14 protein-coding genes and 1 pseudogene are annotated in these 20,609 nt (G+C 60.2%); 11 read left to right on the top strand and 4 right to left on the bottom strand.

What is annotated here, in order from left to right; translation table 11 throughout:
• Positions 1-154 precede the first annotated feature (154 nt).
• Together ACA058_RS14665 and ACA058_RS14660 are read left to right on the top strand one after the other, a co-directional pair.
• Positions 155-718, top strand: a complete 564-nt coding sequence (locus ACA058_RS14665; protein WP_497639932.1) for a TetR/AcrR family transcriptional regulator — start codon at positions 155-157, stop codon at positions 716-718.
• A 56-nt stretch (positions 719-774) separates the two neighbouring features.
• Positions 775-1,251 carry a nuclear transport factor 2 family protein gene (locus ACA058_RS14660; RefSeq protein WP_497639711.1) on the top strand — a complete coding sequence of 159 codons (477 nt, stop codon included), beginning with the start codon at positions 775-777 and terminating at the stop codon, positions 1,249-1,251.
• Between the two features lie 71 nt (positions 1,252-1,322).
• On the opposite strand, the pseudogene ACA058_RS14655 reads toward ACA058_RS14660, so the two are convergent.
• Positions 1,323-1,825: pseudogene (locus tag ACA058_RS14655) on the bottom strand (LLM class flavin-dependent oxidoreductase); the annotation flags it as partial.
• Positions 1,826-2,120: 295 nt separating this feature from the next.
• Here ACA058_RS14655 and ACA058_RS14650 point away from each other — a divergent pair.
• Positions 2,121-2,900, top strand: coding sequence for a TSUP family transporter (locus tag ACA058_RS14650; protein WP_497639710.1), 780 nt, complete (start codon positions 2,121-2,123; stop codon positions 2,898-2,900).
• On the opposite strand, the gene nudC is transcribed toward ACA058_RS14650, so the two are convergent.
• Together nudC and ACA058_RS14640 are read right to left on the bottom strand one after the other, a co-directional pair.
• A complete protein-coding gene (gene nudC / locus ACA058_RS14645) occupies positions 2,868-3,698 on the bottom strand; it encodes an NAD(+) diphosphatase (protein ID WP_497639709.1) in 831 nt (276 codons plus the stop codon). The genes ACA058_RS14650 and nudC overlap by 33 nt on opposite strands.
• A gap of 7 nt (positions 3,699-3,705) precedes the next feature.
• Positions 3,706-4,518 carry a crotonase/enoyl-CoA hydratase family protein gene (locus tag ACA058_RS14640; RefSeq protein WP_497639708.1) on the bottom strand — a complete coding sequence of 271 codons (813 nt, stop codon included), beginning with the start codon at positions 4,516-4,518 and terminating at the stop codon, positions 3,706-3,708.
• 556 nt (positions 4,519-5,074) lie between these two features.
• Here ACA058_RS14640 and glgA point away from each other — a divergent pair.
• From glgA to ACA058_RS14600, 8 genes are all read left to right on the top strand, one after another.
• Entirely contained in the window at positions 5,075-6,661 is a 1,587-nt protein-coding gene (gene glgA, locus ACA058_RS14635) for a glycogen synthase GlgA (RefSeq protein WP_497639707.1), read from the top strand.
• Positions 6,662-6,673: 12 nt separating this feature from the next.
• Positions 6,674-8,470 (top strand): malto-oligosyltrehalose trehalohydrolase, encoded by a 1,797-nt coding sequence (treZ, locus tag ACA058_RS14630; RefSeq protein ID WP_497639706.1) that lies wholly within the window; start codon positions 6,674-6,676, stop codon positions 8,468-8,470.
• Complete coding sequence (gene malQ, locus ACA058_RS14625; RefSeq protein ID WP_497639705.1) at positions 8,467-10,545, top strand: 4-alpha-glucanotransferase; 2,079 nt, start codon at positions 8,467-8,469, stop codon at positions 10,543-10,545. Before treZ ends, malQ begins: the two co-directional genes overlap by 4 nt.
• Entirely contained in the window at positions 10,542-13,316 is a 2,775-nt protein-coding gene (locus ACA058_RS14620) for a malto-oligosyltrehalose synthase (RefSeq protein ID WP_497639704.1), read from the top strand. Before malQ ends, ACA058_RS14620 begins: the two co-directional genes overlap by 4 nt.
• 21 nt (positions 13,317-13,337) lie before the next feature.
• A complete protein-coding gene (locus ACA058_RS14615; RefSeq protein WP_497639703.1) occupies positions 13,338-13,661 on the top strand; it encodes a DUF2934 domain-containing protein in 324 nt (107 codons plus the stop codon).
• Positions 13,662-13,777: 116 nt separating this feature from the next.
• Positions 13,778-15,937, top strand: coding sequence for a glycogen debranching protein GlgX (gene glgX, locus ACA058_RS14610; protein WP_497639702.1), 2,160 nt, complete (start codon positions 13,778-13,780; stop codon positions 15,935-15,937).
• A gap of 198 nt (positions 15,938-16,135) precedes the next feature.
• Positions 16,136-16,894: a PIG-L deacetylase family protein gene (locus tag ACA058_RS14605; RefSeq protein WP_497639701.1), complete on the top strand. Its 759-nt coding sequence runs from the start codon at positions 16,136-16,138 to the stop codon at positions 16,892-16,894.
• Between the two features lie 123 nt (positions 16,895-17,017).
• Positions 17,018-18,528, top strand: a protein-coding gene (locus ACA058_RS14600) for an IS3 family transposase (RefSeq protein WP_497639700.1) whose coding sequence is annotated in 2 segments (ribosomal slippage) — positions 17,018-17,438 and positions 17,438-18,528 — 1,512 coding nt in all. Because the reading frame shifts where the segments join, the coding sequence is not laid out codon by codon here.
• Positions 18,529-18,979: 451 nt separating this feature from the next.
• Here the strand turns inward: ACA058_RS14600 and ACA058_RS14595 are convergent.
• Complete coding sequence (locus ACA058_RS14595; RefSeq protein ID WP_497635127.1) at positions 18,980-20,248, bottom strand: IS110 family RNA-guided transposase; 1,269 nt, start codon at positions 20,246-20,248, stop codon at positions 18,980-18,982.
• Between the last annotated feature and the right edge of the window lie 361 nt (positions 20,249-20,609).

Below are 20,609 nucleotides of genomic sequence, written 5' to 3'. Positions count from 1 at the left end.
CCACGCTCTGCGTGGGAATGCCGCCATGGACGCTCTGCGTCCGCCGTTGATGTGACGCAGAGCGTCACGGGATGCATTCCCACGCAGAGCGTGGGAACGATCAGGAAAAAACAATTACTTGACCAAGGAGAACGCTCGTTCTACTGTTCGCCTCATGAACGAAATAACCAGCAACGACACACGCGACATCATTCTGGATGTCACCGAAAAGTTGATCTACAAAAGTGGCATTGCCGCCACCGGCATGGATCTTTTGGTGAAAACCGCCGGCGTCTCCAGAAAAAGTATCTATCGCTACTTCGCCAACAAGGAGGAGCTGACCGTCGCCGCCCTGCAACGCCGGGACCGACGCTGGATGCACTGGTACAGAAGCGAAGTCGGACAGGCACAAACACCGGCGGAGCGTATTCTCAACCTCTTTACCGTGCTCACGTCCTGGTTCGCCTCCGATGGCTTTCGCGGCTGCGCGTTCATTAACACCAGCGGTGAAACCGGCGATCCGCAGGATCCGGTTCGCCTGGTCGCCAGGGACCATAAACAGAAGCTGCTCGACTACGTGTGCGAGCTGTGTACCGAATATGGCGCTGAAGATCCGCAGACGCTGGCCAAGCAGCTGCTGATCCTGATCGACGGGGCCATCACCGTCGCACTTGTCATGGGTGACCTCGGTGCAGCCGATAATGCGCAATGCATGGCGCGGAAGTTATTGGACCTGTAACTACTTGATTAAGACCGACAACTTGCTTGAACGTTAATTTACCTGGGAGACATGAAATGTCTAACGCCGAAGTTCGTCCGCCATTGCCGCCATTTACCCGTGAGTCAGCCATCGAGAAAGTTCGCCTGGCCGAAGATGGCTGGAACTCCCGCGATCCGGAACGTGTTTCGCTGGCCTACACCCTGGACACCAAATGGCGAAACCGCGCCGAGTTCGCCAACAACCGTGAAGAAGCCAAGGGCTTCCTGACACGCAAATGGGCCAAGGAACTGGATTATCGCCTGATCAAGGAACTCTGGGCGTTTACCGATAACCGCATCGCCGTGCGTTATGCCTATGAATGGCACGACGATTCCGGCAACTGGTTCCGCTCCTACGGCAATGAAAACTGGGAGTTCAACGAGGACGGCCTGATGGCCCGGCGCTTCGCCAGCATCAACGATATGCCGATCAAGGAAAGCGAGCGCAAGTTCCATTGGCCGCTGGGCCGTCGTCCTGACGATCATCCGAGCCTGTCGGACCTCGGTCTGTAATCCAGCACTGATCGTTCCCACGCTCTGCGTGGGAACGATCAGTCGTGTTCAGGCGACCGCGGTTTGCGCTTTCACCTGCGCTCAGCTTCTAGCTCCCGCACCAACGGCAACACCCGCTTGCCGAAATACTCCACTTCTTCCTGAAAGTGCAGGAACCCCGCCAGTACAGGTCCACACCCACCGCTTTCAATGCGACGATGCGTTCGGCGATCTGTTGCGGCGTACCGATCAGGTTGGTCTTGAAGCCGTCGTTGTACTGCACCAGATCTTCGAACGTCGACTTGGCCCAATTGCCCTCGCCTTCGGGTGACGCCCTGGCCGCCTGTTTCGCCGCATCGCCAAAGGCATTCACCGCGTCCGGATCGGCCTGATCGATGATCTGCGCCAGCACCGCTCGCGCCTCTTCTTCGGTGTCACGGGCGATGACAAACGCGTTCACCTCGACTTTCACCGAATGATTGTTCGCGGCTGCCTTGGCCCGGATATCGTCGACTTGCGCCTTGATGCCTTCCGGGGTATTGCCGTTGGTGAAGTACCAGTCCGAAACACGCGCGGCCATGTCACGCGCTGCTCTTACAATCGTTCATGTACTTCTGAGGCAATTTGCTGCTGCGCTGTTGGTACAGCAACAGTTTAAGCGAAATTCATAACCACACGTCCCCGCAAATCCTGGCTGAACAGGCCAAGTGATGTAGCGCCTGGAAGGATGCCATCGCGAGCAAGCTTTGCTCCTACAGGTTCACCACGCACCTGTAGGAGCAAAGCTTGCTCGAGATGGCGCCGGACAGGTCGCCGCAAAGGCTGGATATGGGTAAGATACCGCCCCTTCCCCGCAGCCCTTTCTGCGACCCGCCGATTAAGCCGATTCCATGCCTTTCGAACTCAGCGTTGACCTCACCACCCTGGCCATCCTGGCCATTGTCGCTTTCATTGCCGGTTTCATCGACGCCATCGCCGGCGGCGGCGGCCTGTTGACCACGCCGGCCTTGCTGACCGCTGGCCTGCCGCCGCACCTGGTGCTGGGCACCAACAAGCTCAGTTCGACCTTTGGCTCGGCCACTGCCAGCTTCACTTTTTACCGCCGCAAGTTGTTCCACCCCAGGCAGTGGACGCACGCCATCGTCGGCACCCTGGTCGGCGCGCTGACCGGTGCGGTGGTCGCTCACTACCTGCCAGCCGAATGGTTGAACAAGATGCTGCCGGTGATCGTGTTTGCCTGTGGCCTCTATCTATTGTTCGGTGGAACGCCGAAAGCGCCGCTGGACAGCGACGCACCGATCAGGAAAAAGTGGCAATCGACCCAAGGCTTCAGCCTCGGTTTCTACGATGGCGTGGCCGGTCCCGGCACCGGTGCGTTCTGGACCGTCAGCAGCCTGCTGATGTACCCGATCGATCTGGTGAAGGCCAGCGGCGTGGCGCGCAGCATGAACTTCGTCAGCAACATTGCGGCGCTGTCGGTGTTCGTGTTTTCCGGGCAAGTGGACTGGATCATCGGCCTGAGCATGGGCTTGTCGGTGATGGTCGGGGCCTTCTTCGGCGCTCGCACCGCCATCAGCGGCGGCGCGAAGTTCATTCGGCCGGTGTTCATCACCGTGGTGCTGGGCCTGACCGTCCGGTTAGCCTGGCAACACTGGTTCAGCGTGGCCTAAGCGCCGGGCCACGTAGACGTCGATCAGGTAACGGGCGATCGAGCGTGAGGCCGGCAACGGCGGCAGCTCGTGTACATTGAACCACTGGGCGTCTTCGATCTCGTCCTCCTGGCAGACAATTTCGCCACCGGCGTATTCGGCATGGAAGCCGAGCATCATCGAGTGCGGGAACGGCCAGCACTGGCTGCCCAGGTACTGGATGTTCTTCACTTCAATCTGCACTTCTTCACGCACCTCGCGAATCAGGCAATCCTCCGCCGATTCGCCAGGTTCGGCAAACCCCGCCAACGTGCTGTAGACCCCGGCGACAAAGCGTGGCGAGCGTGCCAGCAGCACCTCATCGCCACGGGTCACCAGCACGATCATGCTCGGGGAAATCCGCGGATAGCTGCGCAAATCACACGGCTGGCAATACATCGCCCGCTCGCGCGGCACCTGGGTCATGGCCTGGCCGCAGTTGCCGCAAAAACGGTGCTCGCGGGCCCAGGTGCCGATCTGCGCGGCGTAGCCCAGGACCTTGAACACTGTGTGATCGCCCTCAAGCATGAACGCGCGCAAGCCTTTCCAGGTGCAGCCCGGCACATCGCTGTGGGCGCGTAACTCCAGCAGATAGACGGGTTCGCCATCCAGATGGCCGATGCCGTGCTCTGCAAGTATCGCCAGGTCCTGGCGCTTGAGCCATTCGCGCGGGAACAATGCGCCGTTGTCATCAAACAAAAAACCTTCGGGGCTGCGCGCTACCGCCCAGCCGCCGGGTTGGTCGATGTCCAGTACTGCCGTGGTCCAGCGTGGAGTCATTTTTCAATCAATCCAGAAATTCGGGTTTCTGTTTGCTCATATGGGCTGCCATGGCCACGCGCAGATCGGTGGATTGCAGCATGGCGGCGTTCCAGGTGGCGACGTATTCCAGGCCGTCGTCGATGCGATGATCGCGCATGTAGCTGATCATCTCCTTGGTGCCAGTTATGGCAATCGGCGACTTGCTCGCAATCTCCCGGGCAATGCCCATGACGCCGTCGAGCAGGCCGGCGGTGTCGCTGTAAACGCGATTGACCAGACCCATGCCCCGTGCTTCTTCGGCGCCGAAAGTGCGACCAGTGTAAGCCAGTTCACGCAGCATGCCGTCACCGATGATCCGCGGCAAGCGTTGCAGCGTACCGACGTCGGCGGCCATGCCAATGTCGATCTCCTTGATCGAGAATTGTGCGTCTTCGGCGGCATAACGCATGTCGCAAGCGGCGATCAGGTCGATGGCACCGCCCAGGCAATAACCCTGGATGGCCGCGAGCACCGGCTTGCGGCATTTGTCGACCGCATTGAAGGAAGCCTGCAGATTGAGGATCTTGCGGCGCAGCAAGCGCGCATTGCGTCCGACGTCCTTGCCCAGCTCATTGGCGACGCCGGCCAGCATCATCAGGTCGATGCCGGAGGAGAAATGCTTTCCAGCGCCACTGAGCACCACTACCCGAACTTCGTCGGTGTCGTCGATCCACTGGAAGATCTCGATGATCTCGGTCCAGAAGGCAGCATTCATCGAGTTGATTTTGTCCGGGCGATTGATCTGCACATGGGCGATCTTATCCACCAGTTCGACGCTGAACGCTGTGTACTGAGACATGCTAGTGATCCTTTACCGGGCAAAAGAAGCCCGAACTATAACAAGGCAGCCAGGCAGGCGGTAAGGCAGTGGTTCGGCCAAAAGCGGGACCTTTGAGCGCACCACAACAGTGCGCATGCGCCGCAACGCTACGCACATTTATGTGACTGCCAAGTGACTTGTCAGGGCCAAAGTGCAAAAAGCACCTGCACTTCGTCGGTGCGTTCGCACCGGTATCCGGCACGTTCGTACCTAAATGAACCGATTGTCGAACAATTTGCCATTAGGGCTTTACCGCTCTAAGTTCTGGCCTAGACTGATTTTCGCGGGGGGGGACCGGTCGGTCACAAAGTGGAAAAAAAGTCGAAACTTTTGCCACGCATGGCCGGTCGAGTGAAAGGTAGGTGCGTTGCGACTGGTGCAATCCTTGCAATGGCTAATTCACCCATTCTGCTTCAGTGCATTTGGGGAGCGCTTGCTCGCCGATGCATAGCGCTTTTGCGCCCGGCCACACCCACTGGCCAAGAAACACCGTTTGCCAGACCTAAGAATTAGATCAACAACACGGGAGATTCATATGATTAGTGCGGCTTTGGATGTTCAGGGAGAGCTGGCTCATCAACAGGTCGGCGAATCGAGCGCCGTGACTGCTCCCAATGCTCAACCGATCAGCGTTACCGGTACCCGGACGCTGGTACCGGTGGCCAGTCAGAATCCCAACAAGAAGAAAGTGTTGTTCGTCACCTCCGAGATCGCCGACCTTGTGAAAACCGGCGGCCTGGGCGACGTTTCCGCCGCGCTGCCACGGGCCATGGCGCATCTGCACGATGTGCGTGTACTGATCCCTGGTTATCCGCAAGTGATGCACAGTGAAAATCCGATTCACATCATCGGTGAACTCGGCGGTCACGCGGCGCTCCCGCCGTGCAAGATCGGGCGCATGGACATGCCTGATGGTCTGGTCATTTATGTGTTGATCTGCCCTGAGCTCTACGAGCGCGAAGGCTCGCCGTACGGCGCCAACAACGGCCGCGACTGGCCGGACAACCATATTCGTTTCGCCCGCCTGGGTCTGGCGGCCGCCGATATCGCTGCCAACCTCGCACAAATCCACTGGTGCCCGGACCTGGTGCACGCCCATGACTGGCCGGCTGGCCTGGCCCCTGCCTATATGCACTGGCGCGGTCAGCGCACGCCGACCCTGTTCACCATTCATAACCTGGCGTACCAGGGCGTGACGAGCCTGGGGTCTTGCCCTGAGCTGGGCATTCCCCAACACGCCTTGCAACAGGAGGGCATGGAGTTTTACGGCAAGATGTCGTTCCTCAAGGCCGGCATGGCCTATTCGAGCCACATCACCACCGTCAGCGCGACCTACGCCCAGGAAATCACCACCCCGGACTTCGGCTGCGGTCTCGACGGCTTTCTTGCCGCCAAGACCCAGCAAGGCCTGCTCAGCGGCATTCCCAACGGCATCGACGAAAGCTGGGATGCAGCCACCGACCCGCACCTGTTCTGCCCCTTCAAAATCGGCGACTGGGACGGCAAGGCGGTCAACGCCGCCCATGTCCGCCAGTTGTTCGGCCTGCAAGACAGCGAAGGTCCGCTATTCGCCGTGGTCTCGCGCCTGGTTTATCAGAAAGGCCTGGACCTGACCGAAGCGGTCTCCGAATACATCGTCAAATCCGGCGGCCAGATCGCAATCATCGGCCGTGGCGAGCCGGAAGAAGAGCAAGCCATGCGCGAACTGGCCCTGCGTTTTCCCGGGCAGATCGGTGTGCGCATCGGCTTCAACGAAACCGATGCCCGGCGGATGTTCGCTGGCAGTGATTTCCTGTTGATGCCGTCGCGCTATGAACCTTGCGGCCTGAGCCAGATGTACGCCCAGCGCTTCGGTTCGTTGCCGGTGGCGCGCAATACCGGCGGTCTGGCGGACACCATTGAAGACGGCGTGACCGGCTTCCTGTTCGATGAATCCACAGTGGAAAGTTATCAGCAAGCCCTGAGCCGCGCGTTCAAGGTCTTCGCCTTCCCTGACCTGCTGCACGCCATGCGCTGCCGCGCGATGGCGGCACCGTTCAACTGGTGCAAGGCGGTCGAACCCTACGCCGAACTCTACGAGCAGCTTGTGGGCAAAGCTTTGGGGAAATCGCACAAACAGTAAGAGGCTTTTGAAATGCCGTTACGGACCCTTGAGACCTGGCCCCACGGCGCAATCAAACTGGACCCGCAAAACACGCGATTCGCGTTGTGGGCACCCGATGCGTTCTACGTCAGTGTCGAACTGGAAAATGGACAGTCCTTGCCGTTGCTGCCTCAGGCCGACGGCTGGTTCGTGATCAACACCCGCTGCCCGGCGGGTACGCGATACCGCTACAACATCGATGGCGAACTGGAGGTGCCCGACCCGGCCTCCCGCGCCCAGGCCGGGGACATTGACCAGCACAGCGTGGTGGTCGACCCGTTGGCCTACCCATGGCGGCACAGCACCTGGCTGGGACGCCCGTGGAACGAAGCGGTGATCTACGAGCTGCACGTCGGTGCCCTCGGCGGCTTCCTGGCCGTCGAGCAACACCTGGCGCATCTGGTGGAACTGGGGGTCACCGCGATCGAGTTGATGCCGATCGCGCAGTTTCCCGGCGATCGCAATTGGGGCTACGACGGGGTGCTGCTCTATGCACCCCAGGCCTCCTATGGTTCTCCCGAACAACTCAAGCACCTGATCGACACCGCCCATGGCCTTGGCCTGGCGGTGATTCTCGACGTGGTTTACAACCACTTCGGGCCGGATGGCAATTACCTGCATCGCTACGCCAAGGGGTTCTTCCGCGAAGACCGGCACACGCCTTGGGGAGCGGCCATCGACTTCCGTCGACGCGAGGTGCGCGACTTCTTCATCGACAACGCCTTGATGTGGTTGCTGGAGTACCGTTTTGACGGCTTGCGCCTGGACGCGGTGCATGCCATTGAAGACCCGGATTTTCTCCAGGAACTGGCCCAGCGGGTGCGCGAGCAGACCGAGCCGTCGCGTCATGTGTGGCTGATGGTGGAAAACGAACATAACCAGGCCAGCCTGCTCGAACAGGGCTTTGACGCACAGTGGAACGATGACGGCCATAACGCCTTGCACGTGCTGCTGACCGGCGAGACCGATGCCTATTACGCCGACTATGCAAAAAATCCCACCGAACAATTGGCCCGCTGCCTGAGCCAGGGCTTCGTGTTCCAAGGCCACCTCAACCGCCATGGCGAACCGCGCGGCGAGCCCAGTGGGCATTTGCCACCCAGCGCGTTCGTGCTGTTTTTGCAGAATCACGACCAGATCGGCAACCGCGCCTTTGGCGAGCGTCTGCATCAACTGGCCAACCCCGACGCATTAAAAGCGGCGACGGCGCTGTTGCTGCTGTCGCCGATGATCCCCCTGATGTTCATGGGCGACGAGTTTGCCGCCGAACAACCGTTCCTGTTTTTCACCAGCCATCACGGCGAACTGGCACGGTTGGTGCGCGAAGGACGGCGCAATGAATTTGCCGCGTTCAGCGCGTTTGCCGACCCGCATAAACGTGAACAGATTCCCGATCCCAACGCACCACAGACGTTCGAGGCTTCCCGCCCCACCCTGACACTCACTGATCCTTCGGCGGTCCATGACCTCTATCGCCAACTATTGCAGATCCGTCACCGACACATCATCCCCCATTTGCCCGGAACCCAGGCGCTGCACGCCGAGGTGCTGGGCAACGGTGCGGTGAGTGCGTCTTGGCGCCTGGGCGATGGCAGTCAATTGCGCATCGACCTCAACCTCAGCGACACGCCAGTACGCCACACACCACCGGTCAATGCTTGCTTGCTGTTCGAACACCCGCCCGGGGCTGGCCAACAGCTGGATCAGGGCACCTTGCCCCCGTATTGCGCGCTTGTCAGCCTCACGGCCGCGGCCCCTTTGCTACCCCTTGATGGAGAGCGCCAATGAGTGATGCGCAACTGGAAATCCTCGCCAGCCGCGCCGGCCTGGCGGTCGACTGGATCGACGCCAATGGTCGCCCGCAAAAAGTCGCGCCTTCGGTGCTGCGCAACGTCCTCACCGGACTCGGCCACCCGGCCGGCAGCGCCCAGGAAATCGACGCCAGCCTGCTCCAATTGCAACAGGTACAACAAACCCGACACCTGCCGCCGCTGATCACCGCCGATTTCGGCGTCGGTCTCAACCTGGCGCACTTTTTCGAGCCGCTGACACCCTGCGAGATCCATCTCGAAGATGGCTCGCAACTCAGTCTCAAACTGGATGCCGAGGCCGTTTTGCCGGGGCTGATTCCAGTCGGTTACCAACACGTCGACATCGATGGACAAAGCTTTACCCTGGCCGTGGCCCCCGCCCGCTGCTACAGCGTGGGCGATGCGGTGGACAGCCCGATCCCGCGCACCTGGGGCCTGAGCGTGCAACTGTACGCCTTGCGCCGTGCCGGCGATGGCGGTTTTGGCGACACACAGGCCTTGGAAGACTTGGCCCGAGTAGCGGGCGAACGCGGCGCCGAAGCACTGGCGATCAGTCCGCTGCATGCAATGTTCGCCAATGACACCCGTCGCTACAGCCCGTATTCACCCTCCAGCCGTTTGTTTCTCAACAGCCTGTATTGCGCGCCGGGGGCGATTCTCGGTGAGCGCGCGATGCGCACCGCTATCGATGCCACTGGCCTGGCTGCCGAACTCAAGCACCTGCAAGAGCTGCCATTGATCGACTGGCCCACCGCCGCCGAAGCCAAGCATCGACTGCTGCAAGCGCTGTACGAAGGCTTCGTGCAGGGCGAACATCCGCTGCACGCCGACTTCAGCAGTTATCGCCATGCCGGGGGTGAAGCGCTGGAAAATCATTGCCGCTTCGAAGCCATTCAAGAGGCCCGCGCCGCCCAAGGCGAAAGCCTCGATTGGCGTGAATGGCCGGAGCAGTGGCGCAACCCGCGCAGCGCCGCCCTGGCCGAATTCGCCGAAGAAAATTCCGGCCGCATCGGCTTCTTCGCCTTCTGCCAGTGGCTGATTACCCGCTGCCTGGAGCGCGCGCAAGCCGCCGCCCGCAGCAGCGGCATGGGCATTGGCCTGATTGCCGACCTGGCCGTCGGTGCCGATGGCGGCGGCAGCCAGGCCTGGAGTCGCCAGGATGAATTGCTCGCCTCCCTCACCGTTGGCGCGCCGCCGGACATTCTCAACCGCACCGGTCAGGGTTGGGGGATTTCCGCGTTTTCCCCCGAGGGCCTGGTGCGCAACGGCTTCCGCGCTTTCATCGAAATGCTCCGCGCCAACTTCGCCCATGCCGGTGGCCTGCGAATCGACCATATCATGGGCCTGCAACGCTTGTGGGTGATCCCCAATGGCGCACCGCCCGCCGATGGCGCATATTTGTATTACCCGCTTGACGACTTGCTGCGACTGCTGAGCCTCGAGTCCCATCGCCACCAGGCCATCGTCCTCGGCGAAGACCTGGGCACGGTGTCGGACGGTCTGCGGGAAAAACTCAGCGCACGCTCGATCCTCGGTATGCGAGTGTTGCTGTTCGAACAGGACAACACTCACTTCAAACCGATCCTCGACTGGCCGGACAACGCCCTGGCCACTACCAGCACCCACGACCTGCCCACCCTCAATGGCTGGTGGCATGGCCGCGATATCGACTGGAACGCCCGCCTCGGCCTGGTCGATGCCAGCGCTGAAATCGAGTGGCGCCAGCATCGCGAGCGCGAGCGCGAAGGCCTGCGCCGGACCTTGAGCCAGGACCCGCAGAACTTTCGCGAAGAGTCCCATGAAACCGATCAGGTGCTCGACGCCAGTGTGCGCTTCCTCGGCCACACCCGCGCGCCGCTGGTACTGCTGCCGCTGGAAGATGCGCTGGGTATCGAACAGCAGGCCAACCTGCCCGGCACCATTGATACACACCCCAACTGGTCCCGTCGTTTGCCCGGTAACAGTGACGCTTTGCTCGATGGCCCGGACGCCGCCCGGCGCCTGGAACTGCTCGCCTGTGCACGACTTCAGGCGGCCGAGCGTGACCAATGAAGCAAGTCACTATGGAGCCGCTACGGGCCACCCTGCGGCTGCAATTTCATAAAGACTTCACCCTCGACGATGCCGTGCCGCTGGTACCCTACTTCGCCCGTCTCGGCATCAGCCATGTCTACGCCTCGCCGCTGCTGAGCGCCCGCGCCGGATCCATGCATGGCTATGACGTGGTGGACCCGACCACCGTCAACCCGGAACTGGGCGGTGAACCGGCGTTGCGCCGCTTGGTCAGCGCGCTGCGCGGTCAGAACATGGGGTTGATCCTCGATATCGTCTCCAACCACATGGCGGTCGGCGGTAACGACAATCCCTGGTGGCTGGACTTGCTCGAGTGGGGACGCCTGAGCCCGTACGGCGAGTTCTTCGATATTCAGTGGCACTCGCCCGATCCCTTGATGGAAGGCCAGTTGCTGTTGCCGTTCCTTGGCAGCGACTACGGCATCGCCTTGCAGGACGGCACCCTGGCGCTGCGTTTCAATGCGCAGCGCGGTGCGTTTCATGTCGAGCATTACGATCATCACTTTCCGATATGCCCCAGCCATTACGGCGAACTGCTCAAGGCAGATGCCGAGCCGCTCAAATTACGGGCGGACCGGTTCAGCACCTTGAGTTATCAGACGGATGCCCACAGCCTGGCAATTGCGTTAAAAGAGGAGTTGCGCGAACTGGCCAGCGATCCCGCGATGCTGCAGGCCATTGAACAAAACCTGAAAGCTTACGACTCGCAGACCAGCGAAGGTTTTCAACGCTTGCACAACTTGCTGGAACGCCAGAGTTACCGCCTCGCCAGTTGGCGCACCGCCGCGGACGACATCAACTGGCGGCGTTTTTTCGACATCAACGAGCTGGGTGGTTTGCGGGTAGAGCGCCCAGCGGTGTTCGAGGCGACCCACGCGAAGATTTTCCAGTTGGTGGCGCAAGGGCTGGTCGACGGGTTGCGCATCGACCACATCGACGGCCTCGCCGACCCACGGGGCTACTGCCGCAAACTGCGGCGGCGCGTCGACAGCCTGGCACCGGGCCGGCACCTGCCGATCTTTGTGGAAAAAATCCTTGGCGAAGGCGAAACCCTGCACCGCAACTGGTCGGTGGATGGCACCACTGGCTACGAATTCATGAACCAGTTGTCGCTGCTGCAACACGATCCCGACGGTCAACACACCTTGGGCGAACTCTGGCACCGGTACAGCGATCGCCCGGCTGACTTTCGTCAGGAAGCACAACTGGCGCGCCAGCAGATTCTCAATGGATCGCTCGCCGGGGATTTCGAAAGTGTGGCCCAGGCTTTGTTGCAAGTGGCCCGGGATGACCTGATGACCCGCGACTTGACGCTCGGTGCGATCCGTCGAGCGTTGCAGGAACTGATCGTGCATTTCTCGGTGTATCGCACCTACATCGGCGCCCTTGGTCGTTCGACCCAGGACGATGTGTTTTTCCAGCAAGCCATGGAAGGCGCCCGACAAACCCTTGGCGAAGCCGACTGGCCAGTGCTCGAGTGCCTGGCCGGTTGGCTGGGTGGCGAGGCCTGGCGAAAACGCCCGGCTGGCCGCCTGCGCAAACGGCTCAAGCATGCCTGCGTGCGCTTTCAACAGCTGACTTCACCTGCCGCTGCGAAGGCCGTGGAAGACACTGCGTTCTATCGCTCGGCGGTGTTGCTGTCGCGCAATGACGTCGGCTTCAGCACCGAGCAATTCAGTGCCCCGGTGGCCGATTTTCATGCGGCTTGCCTCAAGCGCCTGGAACTGTTTCCTGACAACCTGCTCGCCACCGCGACCCACGATCACAAGCGTGGCGAGGATACGCGCGCGCGCCTGGCAGTCTTGAGTGAACGCAGTAAATGGTACGTCGAACAGATCGGCCTTTGGCGCGCCCTCGCCCGCCCCTTGCGCGACGACGATCAGATGCCGTCGGCCGGCGATGAGTTGATTCTCTATCAGGCACTCCTGGGCAGCTGGCCGCTGGACCTGCGCGCTGATGACCAACCGGCCCTGGAAGACTACGCGCAACGCATTAGCCAATGGCAACGCAAAGCCCTGCGCGAAGCCAAGCTGCAGAGCAGCTGGAGCACGCCAAACGAAGTTTACGAACAAGCCAGCGAAAGCTTTACCAGGCGCCTGCTGCTGAGCCCGGAAGGTGATCTGCTGCGCACCGCCCTCGCCAAGGTAGCCCGGACGATTGCCTTGCCTGGCGCTCTCAACGGATTGGCGCAAACCTTGCTGCGCATGACCGTACCGGGAGTGCCGGACCTCTATCAGGGCAACGACTTCTGGGACTTCACGCTGGTCGATCCGGACAACCGCCGGCCGGTGGATTACGCCAGCCGCCAACAGGCCTTGCAGCAAGCGTTGGATTTGCCTGATCTGTTGGAGCACTGGCGCGACGGGCGCATCAAGCAAGCCTTGATTGCGCGGACTTTAAACTTGCGTGCCGAGCACGCCGAGTTGTTTCGACGCGGGACTTACCAGCCCCTCGAAGTCATCGGCAGTCAGGCCCATCGGGTGCTGGGATTTGTTCGCGAATGGGAGGGTCATCGCGCCATCGTCATCGTGCCGATCCGTTGCGCGCCACTGCTGGAAAACAGTGCCGTGCCTCACGTGGACGCGCCGCGGTGGGGCGACACCCGGATTAATCTGCCGTTCACGACCGCCGACGATAATCTGAAGGGATTATTTTCCAGCGTCACAGTCACAAAAAACAGGGAGCTGATGATCAGCGCCGCGCTGGGGCATTTCCCGGTCAATCTCTTTATCCAAACTACCCACACTTGAGTTCAGTTCAGGAGCAATGCGATGAGTAACGACGATAAACGCATCCGCGAGTTTGCCTATCAGATCTGGGAATCTGAAGGCAAGCCAGAGGGCCAGGAAGCACGGCACTGGGAGATGGCGCGCAAACTGGCTGAAGCCGAAGCCCTGGCGCCGAAAAAGCCGGCAAAAGCGGCGACGAGTAAAACAGCCGTCAGTAAAAGCGGTGACAGCAAGCTCAATGGCAAGGCCGCTGCGCCAAAATCCAAGGCCAAAGCCAAGCCGGCTGCTGCCTCTACAGTGATATCGCCCGGGGAAAAAGCCGTCGAGAAGAAACCTCGCGCAGCGCGAAAACCGCCAGCCGTCTAAGCTGTTATACCGTTGTCCTGAAATCTTCAGTGGCGAGTCCGCTCGCCACCGAGGGGTGTGCTCGCCCGCGAAATAAGTACTGAGCCACGTCACTGTCCGCCGTTGCTGGAGCACATATGACCCATCCAAAGAAAGACACGCCGCCTCCCCGTGCCGAACCCTCGCGCATCCGTGAAGGCCTGCCTTTTCCGCTGGGTGCAACCTGGGATGGTCTGGGGGTCAATTTCGCCCTGTTCTCCGCCAACGCCACCCGGGTCGAACTGTGCATTTTCGATGATGCCGGCGAAGTGGAACTCGAACGCATCGAACTGCCGGAATACACCGACGAGATTTACCACGGCTACCTGCCCGACGCCCATCCGGGGCTGATCTACGGCTACCGCGTGTACGGCCCGTACGACCCGGCCAACGGCCATCGCTTCAACCCCAACAAGCTGTTGATCGACCCCTACGCCAAACAACTGGTCGGTCGGTTGAAATGGTCCGAGGCCTTGTTCGGCTACACCATTGGCCACCCCGACGCCGACCTCAGTTTCGACAAACGCGACAGCGCGCCCTTCGTGCCAAAATGCAAGGTGATCGATCCGGCGCATACCTGGGGCCACGATCACCGGGACAGCGTGCCATGGGACAAAACGATCATCTATGAAACCCACGTGCGCGGTTTCAGCATGCGTCACCCCGCCGTTCCCGAAAACCTGCGAGGGACCTTTGCCGGGCTGATGGTCGACGAAGTGCTGGAGCACATCCGCAAGCTGGGCGTGTCGACCGTCGAGCTGCTGCCGATCCACGCCTTTGTCAACGACCAGCACCTGCTGCACAAAGGCATGACCAATTACTGGGGCTACAACAGCATTGCGTTCTTCGCCCCCGACCCGCGTTACCTGGCCAGCGGCAAGATCGCTGAGTTCAAGGAAATGGTCGCGCACCTGCACGAAGCCAACCTGGAAGTGATCCTCGACGTGGTCTACAACCACACCGCCGAGGGCAACGAACAAGGCCCGACCCTGTCCATGCGCGGTATCGACAACGCTTCATATTACCGCTTGAGGCCTGAGGACAAACGCTTCTACATCAACGACTCCGGCACCGGCAACACCCTGGACCTGAGCCACCCGTGCGTGTTGCAGATGGTCACCGACTCCCTGCGCTACTGGGCTTCGGAAATGCATGTGGACGGCTTCCGCTTCGACTTGGCGACCATTCTGGGGCGTTATCACGACGGTTTCGACGAGCGTCACAGTTTCCTCGTGGCCTGCCGCCAGGACCCGGTACTGCGTCAGGTCAAGCTGATCTCCGAGCCATGGGATTGCGGGCCCGGCGGTTATCAGGTCGGCCGCTTTCCTCCGGGCTGGGTGGAATGGAACGACAAGTTTCGCGACACCGCGCGCGCGTTCTGGAAAGGCGACGATGGCCAACTGGCGGACTTCGCCAGTCGCATGACCGCTTCCGGCGAGATGTTCAACCAGCGGGGTCGGCGGCCTTATTCATCGCTGAATTTCATCACCGCCCACGACGGTTTCACCCTCAATGACCTGGTGTCGTACAACGACAAGCACAACGAAGCCAACGACGAGAACAATCAGGACGGCAGCAATAACAACCTGTCATGGAACCATGGCGTCGAAGGTCCCACCGACGACCCGCAAATCAACGAACTGCGCCAGCGACAGATGCGCAATTTCTTTGCCACCTTGCTGCTGGCCCAGGGTACGCCGATGCTGGTGGCCGGCGATGAATTCGCCCGGACACAGGACGGCAACAATAATGCCTACTGCCAGGACAGCGAAATCGGCTGGGTCAACTGGGACCTGAGCGAAGACGGCAAGGCCCTGCTCAAGTTCGTCAAGCGCCTGATCAAGTTGCGCCTGACCTATCCCATCCTGCGCCGTGGGCGCTTCCTGGTGGGCAACTACAACGAGGACATCGGCGTCAAGGATGTCACCTGGCTGGCGCCGGATGGCAGCGAAATGACCACCAAGCACTGGCACGATGCGCACAATCGCTGCCTGGGCATGTTGCTCGACGGGCGCGCCCAGGAAACCGGGATCCGCCGCAAAGGGGCGGACGCCACGTTGTTGCTGGTGGTCAACGCCCATCACGATATCGTCAACTTCCACCTGCCGGAGGTACCCGACGGCGGTTTCTGGACGTGCCTGATCGACACCAATCAACCGTCCATACGCGGCCAGGAACGCTTCGATTTCGGTCGCGAGTACTCGGTCACCGGGCGTTCGTTGCTGTTGTTCGAACTGCAACGTGAGGAAGAGGAGTAAAAACAGCGAGGCCGGCGCGATGGAAAATTTGTGTCATGCGTGCACATCCGGCGCGACGAATACCGATACATGAGCAATACTCGATGCGCGGCTGTCCAGGGTCCGGAGCGCCGCGCTTCGCTATCAACCCGCCCTCACGGCTGCTGCCGCGCTTGCGTAGCGCACAACTGAAGGCGAACGGAACAAGGACGTAACGCCATGAAATCTGTGTTCGTCAGTGACAGCAGCATTGCAGAACAAATCTGGAACAGCGCCCCGCAATTGGCCAATATTCCGGTCATTGGTACTCAGTCCCTTCTCCCCCCTGGTGCCCGCGCCGTGGTGATCGCCCCTCATCCCGGCGACGAAGTGGTGACCTGCGGTGGTCTTCTGCAGTTACTCAGCGCCACGGGACACCCCTTGCAATTAATCTCGGTGACCGACGGCAGCGCCAGCCATGCGGGGTCGCAACAGTGGTCGGAGAAACGCCTGAGCGTGTTTCGCTCCCAGGAAAGTGTCGAGGCCTTGCGCCGGCTCGGGCTGCCGATGCACAGCCTGAAATGGATACGCGGAGGCTTTACCGACCACACCCTGGCGGAGCATGAACAGGCGCTCACGCAATTCATCGCCCGTTATCTACGGCCGGGCGATGTGGTGTTCAGCACCTGGTGCGAGGATGGCAACAGCGACCATGACGCCGTCGGCCGCGCCAGCGCCAATGCCGCCACCATCGCCGGTGCCGTCTTCACCGAAATACCGGTCTGGGCCTGGCACTGGCCAACGCGCGATAGCGCCCTGATCCCCTGGCATCGGGCGCGCAAAGTACGCCTGGATACCTGGACGGTGGCGCGCAAAAGCCACGCCACCCATGCCTACGCCAGTCAACTCGATGGTGAACCGGCCATCGGAATTGCGCCACGGTTGCCGCGGGTGTTGCTGGAGCGGATGCGTTTGCCTTATGAGATTGTGTTTGTCTGAAAGGCCCCCCCGGTGTCAGGATAGTTGTCGCCTCTCCGATTTTTCCTGAAAAAGCATATCGGGGGCGGAAAGAGACTGGTCGTTCCGTACTATTCACCTGAACGCAGAGCCGCATTACTCAAGATGCTGCTTCCCCCGCTGAACCTGTCGATGGCCGAGGTTTCCCGGCGCGAAGGGGTCAGCGAAATGTCTTTGTCCAACTGGCGCAAGCAGCTCAGTTCTGAAGGAAGTGCAGTGTCCGAAAACAAGCCGTTCACCGAGAACTGGTCAGCCGAAACCAAGTTTGCTGTCGTCCTTGAAGCCGCCGGTTTGTCCGAGATCGACCTGGGCGAGTATTGCCGCCGCAAAGGCCTTTACCCCGAGCAAATCACTGCCTGGCGACAAGCCTTCATCACCGGCCAGAAATCGGACAAGGCCCAGCAAAAAGAAGATCGGGAGCAGTCTCGCAAAGATAAGAAACGCATCCAGGAACTTGAGCGCGAACTGCGCCGCAAAGACAAGGCGCTCGCTGAAACAGCTGCGTTGTTGGTGCTGCGAAAAAAGCTCAACGACTACTGGGGGACCGACAACGAGGACAACTGACGTCTTTGCCAGAACGGCAGTTACTCGTTGGCTGGCTGAGCAACGCGGTCGTGGCGGGAGCCAGAAAAATCAGGGCCTGCCGGGAAATCGGACTATCGCTGCGGACCTTGCAGCGGTGGACTGAAACAGACGTTATCCAGGCTGATGCCCGAACGACTGCCACACGGCCAACGCCGCGAAATGCGCTGAGCGAGGCTGAGCGACAGACCATTGTGACGCTGTGCAACAGCCCGGAGTACGCCCACCTGCCGCCGAGCCAGATTGTGCCGCGCCTGGCCGATCAAGGGCGCTATCTGGCGTCGGAGGCAACGTTTTATCGCGTCTTGCGAGCGACGGGTCAACAGCAACATCGAGGCCGTAGTCAGCGCCCCAGGCGGCACGCGGCCCCAACGACGCATGCGGCTGAAGCGCCCAATCAGGTGTGGTCATGGGACATCACGTATCTGCCGTCGCCGATACGCGGCCAGTATTACTACCTCTATCTGATCGAGGATATTTACAGCCGCAAGGCCGTGGGCTGGGAGGTCTACGACGCGGAAAGCGGCGAGAAAGCCGCCGTGCTGCTGCAACGCAGCGTGATCGGCGAGCAGTGTTTACACGAACCGCTGGTGCTGCACTCGGACAACGGAGCGCCGATGAAATCGGTGACGCTGTTGAGCAAGATGTACGAACTGGGCATCACGCCCTCGCGGGGCCGACCGCGGGTGAGCAACGACAATCCATACTCAGAGTCGTTGTTTAGAACGCTGAAATACTGCCCGCAATGGCCGCAGGATGGCTTTGCCAGTCTGGACGCCGCACGAGCTTGGGTGAGGGATTTCATGCGCTGGTACAACAACGAGCACCGGCATAGCCGAATCCGGTTCGTCACACCGGCTGAGCGGCATCGAGGACTGGACCATCAGGTCTTGGCCCGGCGACATGAGCTGTACGAACGAGCCAAGGAGAAAACGCCAGAACGGTGGTCGGGTCAGACACGTAACTGGGAGCCGATCGGCACCGTGTTGTTGAACCCCGATCGAGAGCAACAGGTCGAGAAAAGAGCGGCATAGTTAGACGGTTGATGCGACAACTACCTTGAAAAACGCCGGGACCAGGACGGCCTCCTGGCAGACTTGTGTTGTATTGGCGGAGTACATATCCATTGCTGCGGTAACGGCTACTAAAGGTTTTGCCCTTACGGCGGGTCACTTTTGGAAGAGCCTGTACGGACCGTACACATGGTTGACGGGTGTGCCCAGATCAAAAACAAAAGCGAGGCGGCCTGACAGCTGACCTTGTTTTGGCAGGCCCCCCCAATCCCCTGTGGGAGCGAGCCTGCTCGCGATGGACGTCAACGATAACGCGCCCTATCAGAATGATCGCGTTGTCTGGAGTTTTTCGCGAGCAGGCTCGCTCCCACAATTGGATCGCGGACAGACCTGGAGCCAGGTCGGCTATAAGGCCGCCTCGCATTGCTGTGGCTTTTGATTTTCTTGCCCCCTCACGCCCTGAGCCTGTCCGTCAACCTGTGACTACCTCCATCGGCGCCTCTACCAACGTTGATCCGCGCCGCGTTAAAGCCTGCAAGTAAGCCATTTCGTCATAGACGGTGCCGTTTTTCCAGCAGCGATAGACGATTCTGATCCACTTGAAAGCAAGTGCTCTCAGGGTCGCCTGGTATGAGCAGCCTTTAGCCCGCTGCTGCCGATAATAAGCCTCGGCCCACGTTGATTGAGTGATGCTGTGAGCGGCCCATTCGACAAAGGTCTGACGCAAGAAGGTTGAGCATTGGTAGCGCCAATACACGACTTTCTTCTTTCCGCTACGCTCGGTAACGGGTGCGATTCCGGCATATCGCTGCATCGCATTGGCGTCGCTAAATCGATCACGCTGTTCACCAAAAGCCACCATCAGGCGCGGCGCAAGATGTTGGCCGGCGCCAGGGAGTGCCTTAAAGATCGGGTAATCGGCCAAGGTGCTGGCCGTTTCTTCGATCTCGCGATCAAAATCCTTGATGGTGGAAAGGAGCCCTTTAAGTTGCGACGCCAAGGCTGTTGCGTACAACTGCGAAGGACGTATTACCCCCGGGTCCTGTGTCAAAGGCATCGCTTGGGTGATGATTTCCCAGCGCGTTTGATTGAGTTGAGCGTGACGAGCGTTGTGCTCATTAAAGAACTTGAGAAAAGTACTCTGGCGAGAACGCTTGATGTGCTCAAGCGTGGGCCAGCGCATCAGAAAGTCACAGAACACCACGGTGTCATGACTGCTAAACAGCTCCAGGGCCAATGGATAATACTGTTTGAGCGTACAGATCAAGCGGTTGCTGACCTTCACTCGCTCATCAACCAGTGCACGTCGATGTTCTGTCAGGCTGGCCAAAATACGCATGGCCGGGCTTTGCGGCATCAGCTGCGCAAACCGTTGGGGATAGGTGAGCAACAACTCAAGCGCCCATTGAGCATCGGTCGGATCATCCTTGGCACCGCTGCGGACAAAGGTTTTACGGTGTTTGGCCAAGGTGCTCGGATTGATTGGAAACAGGCAAAAGAACTCGTACTTTTGCAGGGCCGCCACCAACGGGCCCTTGTTGAGCTCAAGAGCAATCGCGATCGGAGCGCCGTAGCGCTCAAACAACGATTTCGCCCAACGATCAATCGATTGGGGTGTGTGGTCGATGACAGAGAAGTGCCGCCGGGTTTCCCCCGCGACCTGCAAACACACGTCATGCTTGGTATCTGCCCAATCTATTCCGACATAAGCAGTGAATTTCTGAGACAGGAGCGTTTGCATCAACAACCTCCACAGGCGCTAAAGTACATGCAGGAACATGCATGCTTACGTCCAGCGAAAGCGATATAGAGAGCCGTGTCGGGCTTTCCCTGAGTATTCGTTAGAGGGCGCAAGCGCACCTGTGGGCTCGAAGGTGAGGAGGTAATCATCGCGTGCTTGAGAGGCATATTCGTAGCCCACAGGTGCATGCTCCTTCCCTTGATTAAAACTGACTTCCAGACACCGAAGTATGGAAGAGGAAAGGAACGGACAACCTATATCGAGAGGCCGAGTGGAGGTTCTGCGCAGTGGGCAAACCGGCATGGATGCCGGTTTAGCCGCCGCCGGCCATGGATGGCCGATGGCGGCGGGCCCACGGAGC

This window comes from Pseudomonas sp. LBUM1649 (genome assembly GCF_059716155.1).
The sequence above is the reverse complement of the archived record's forward strand: the minus strand, read 5'-3'. Positions and strand labels throughout refer to the sequence as shown.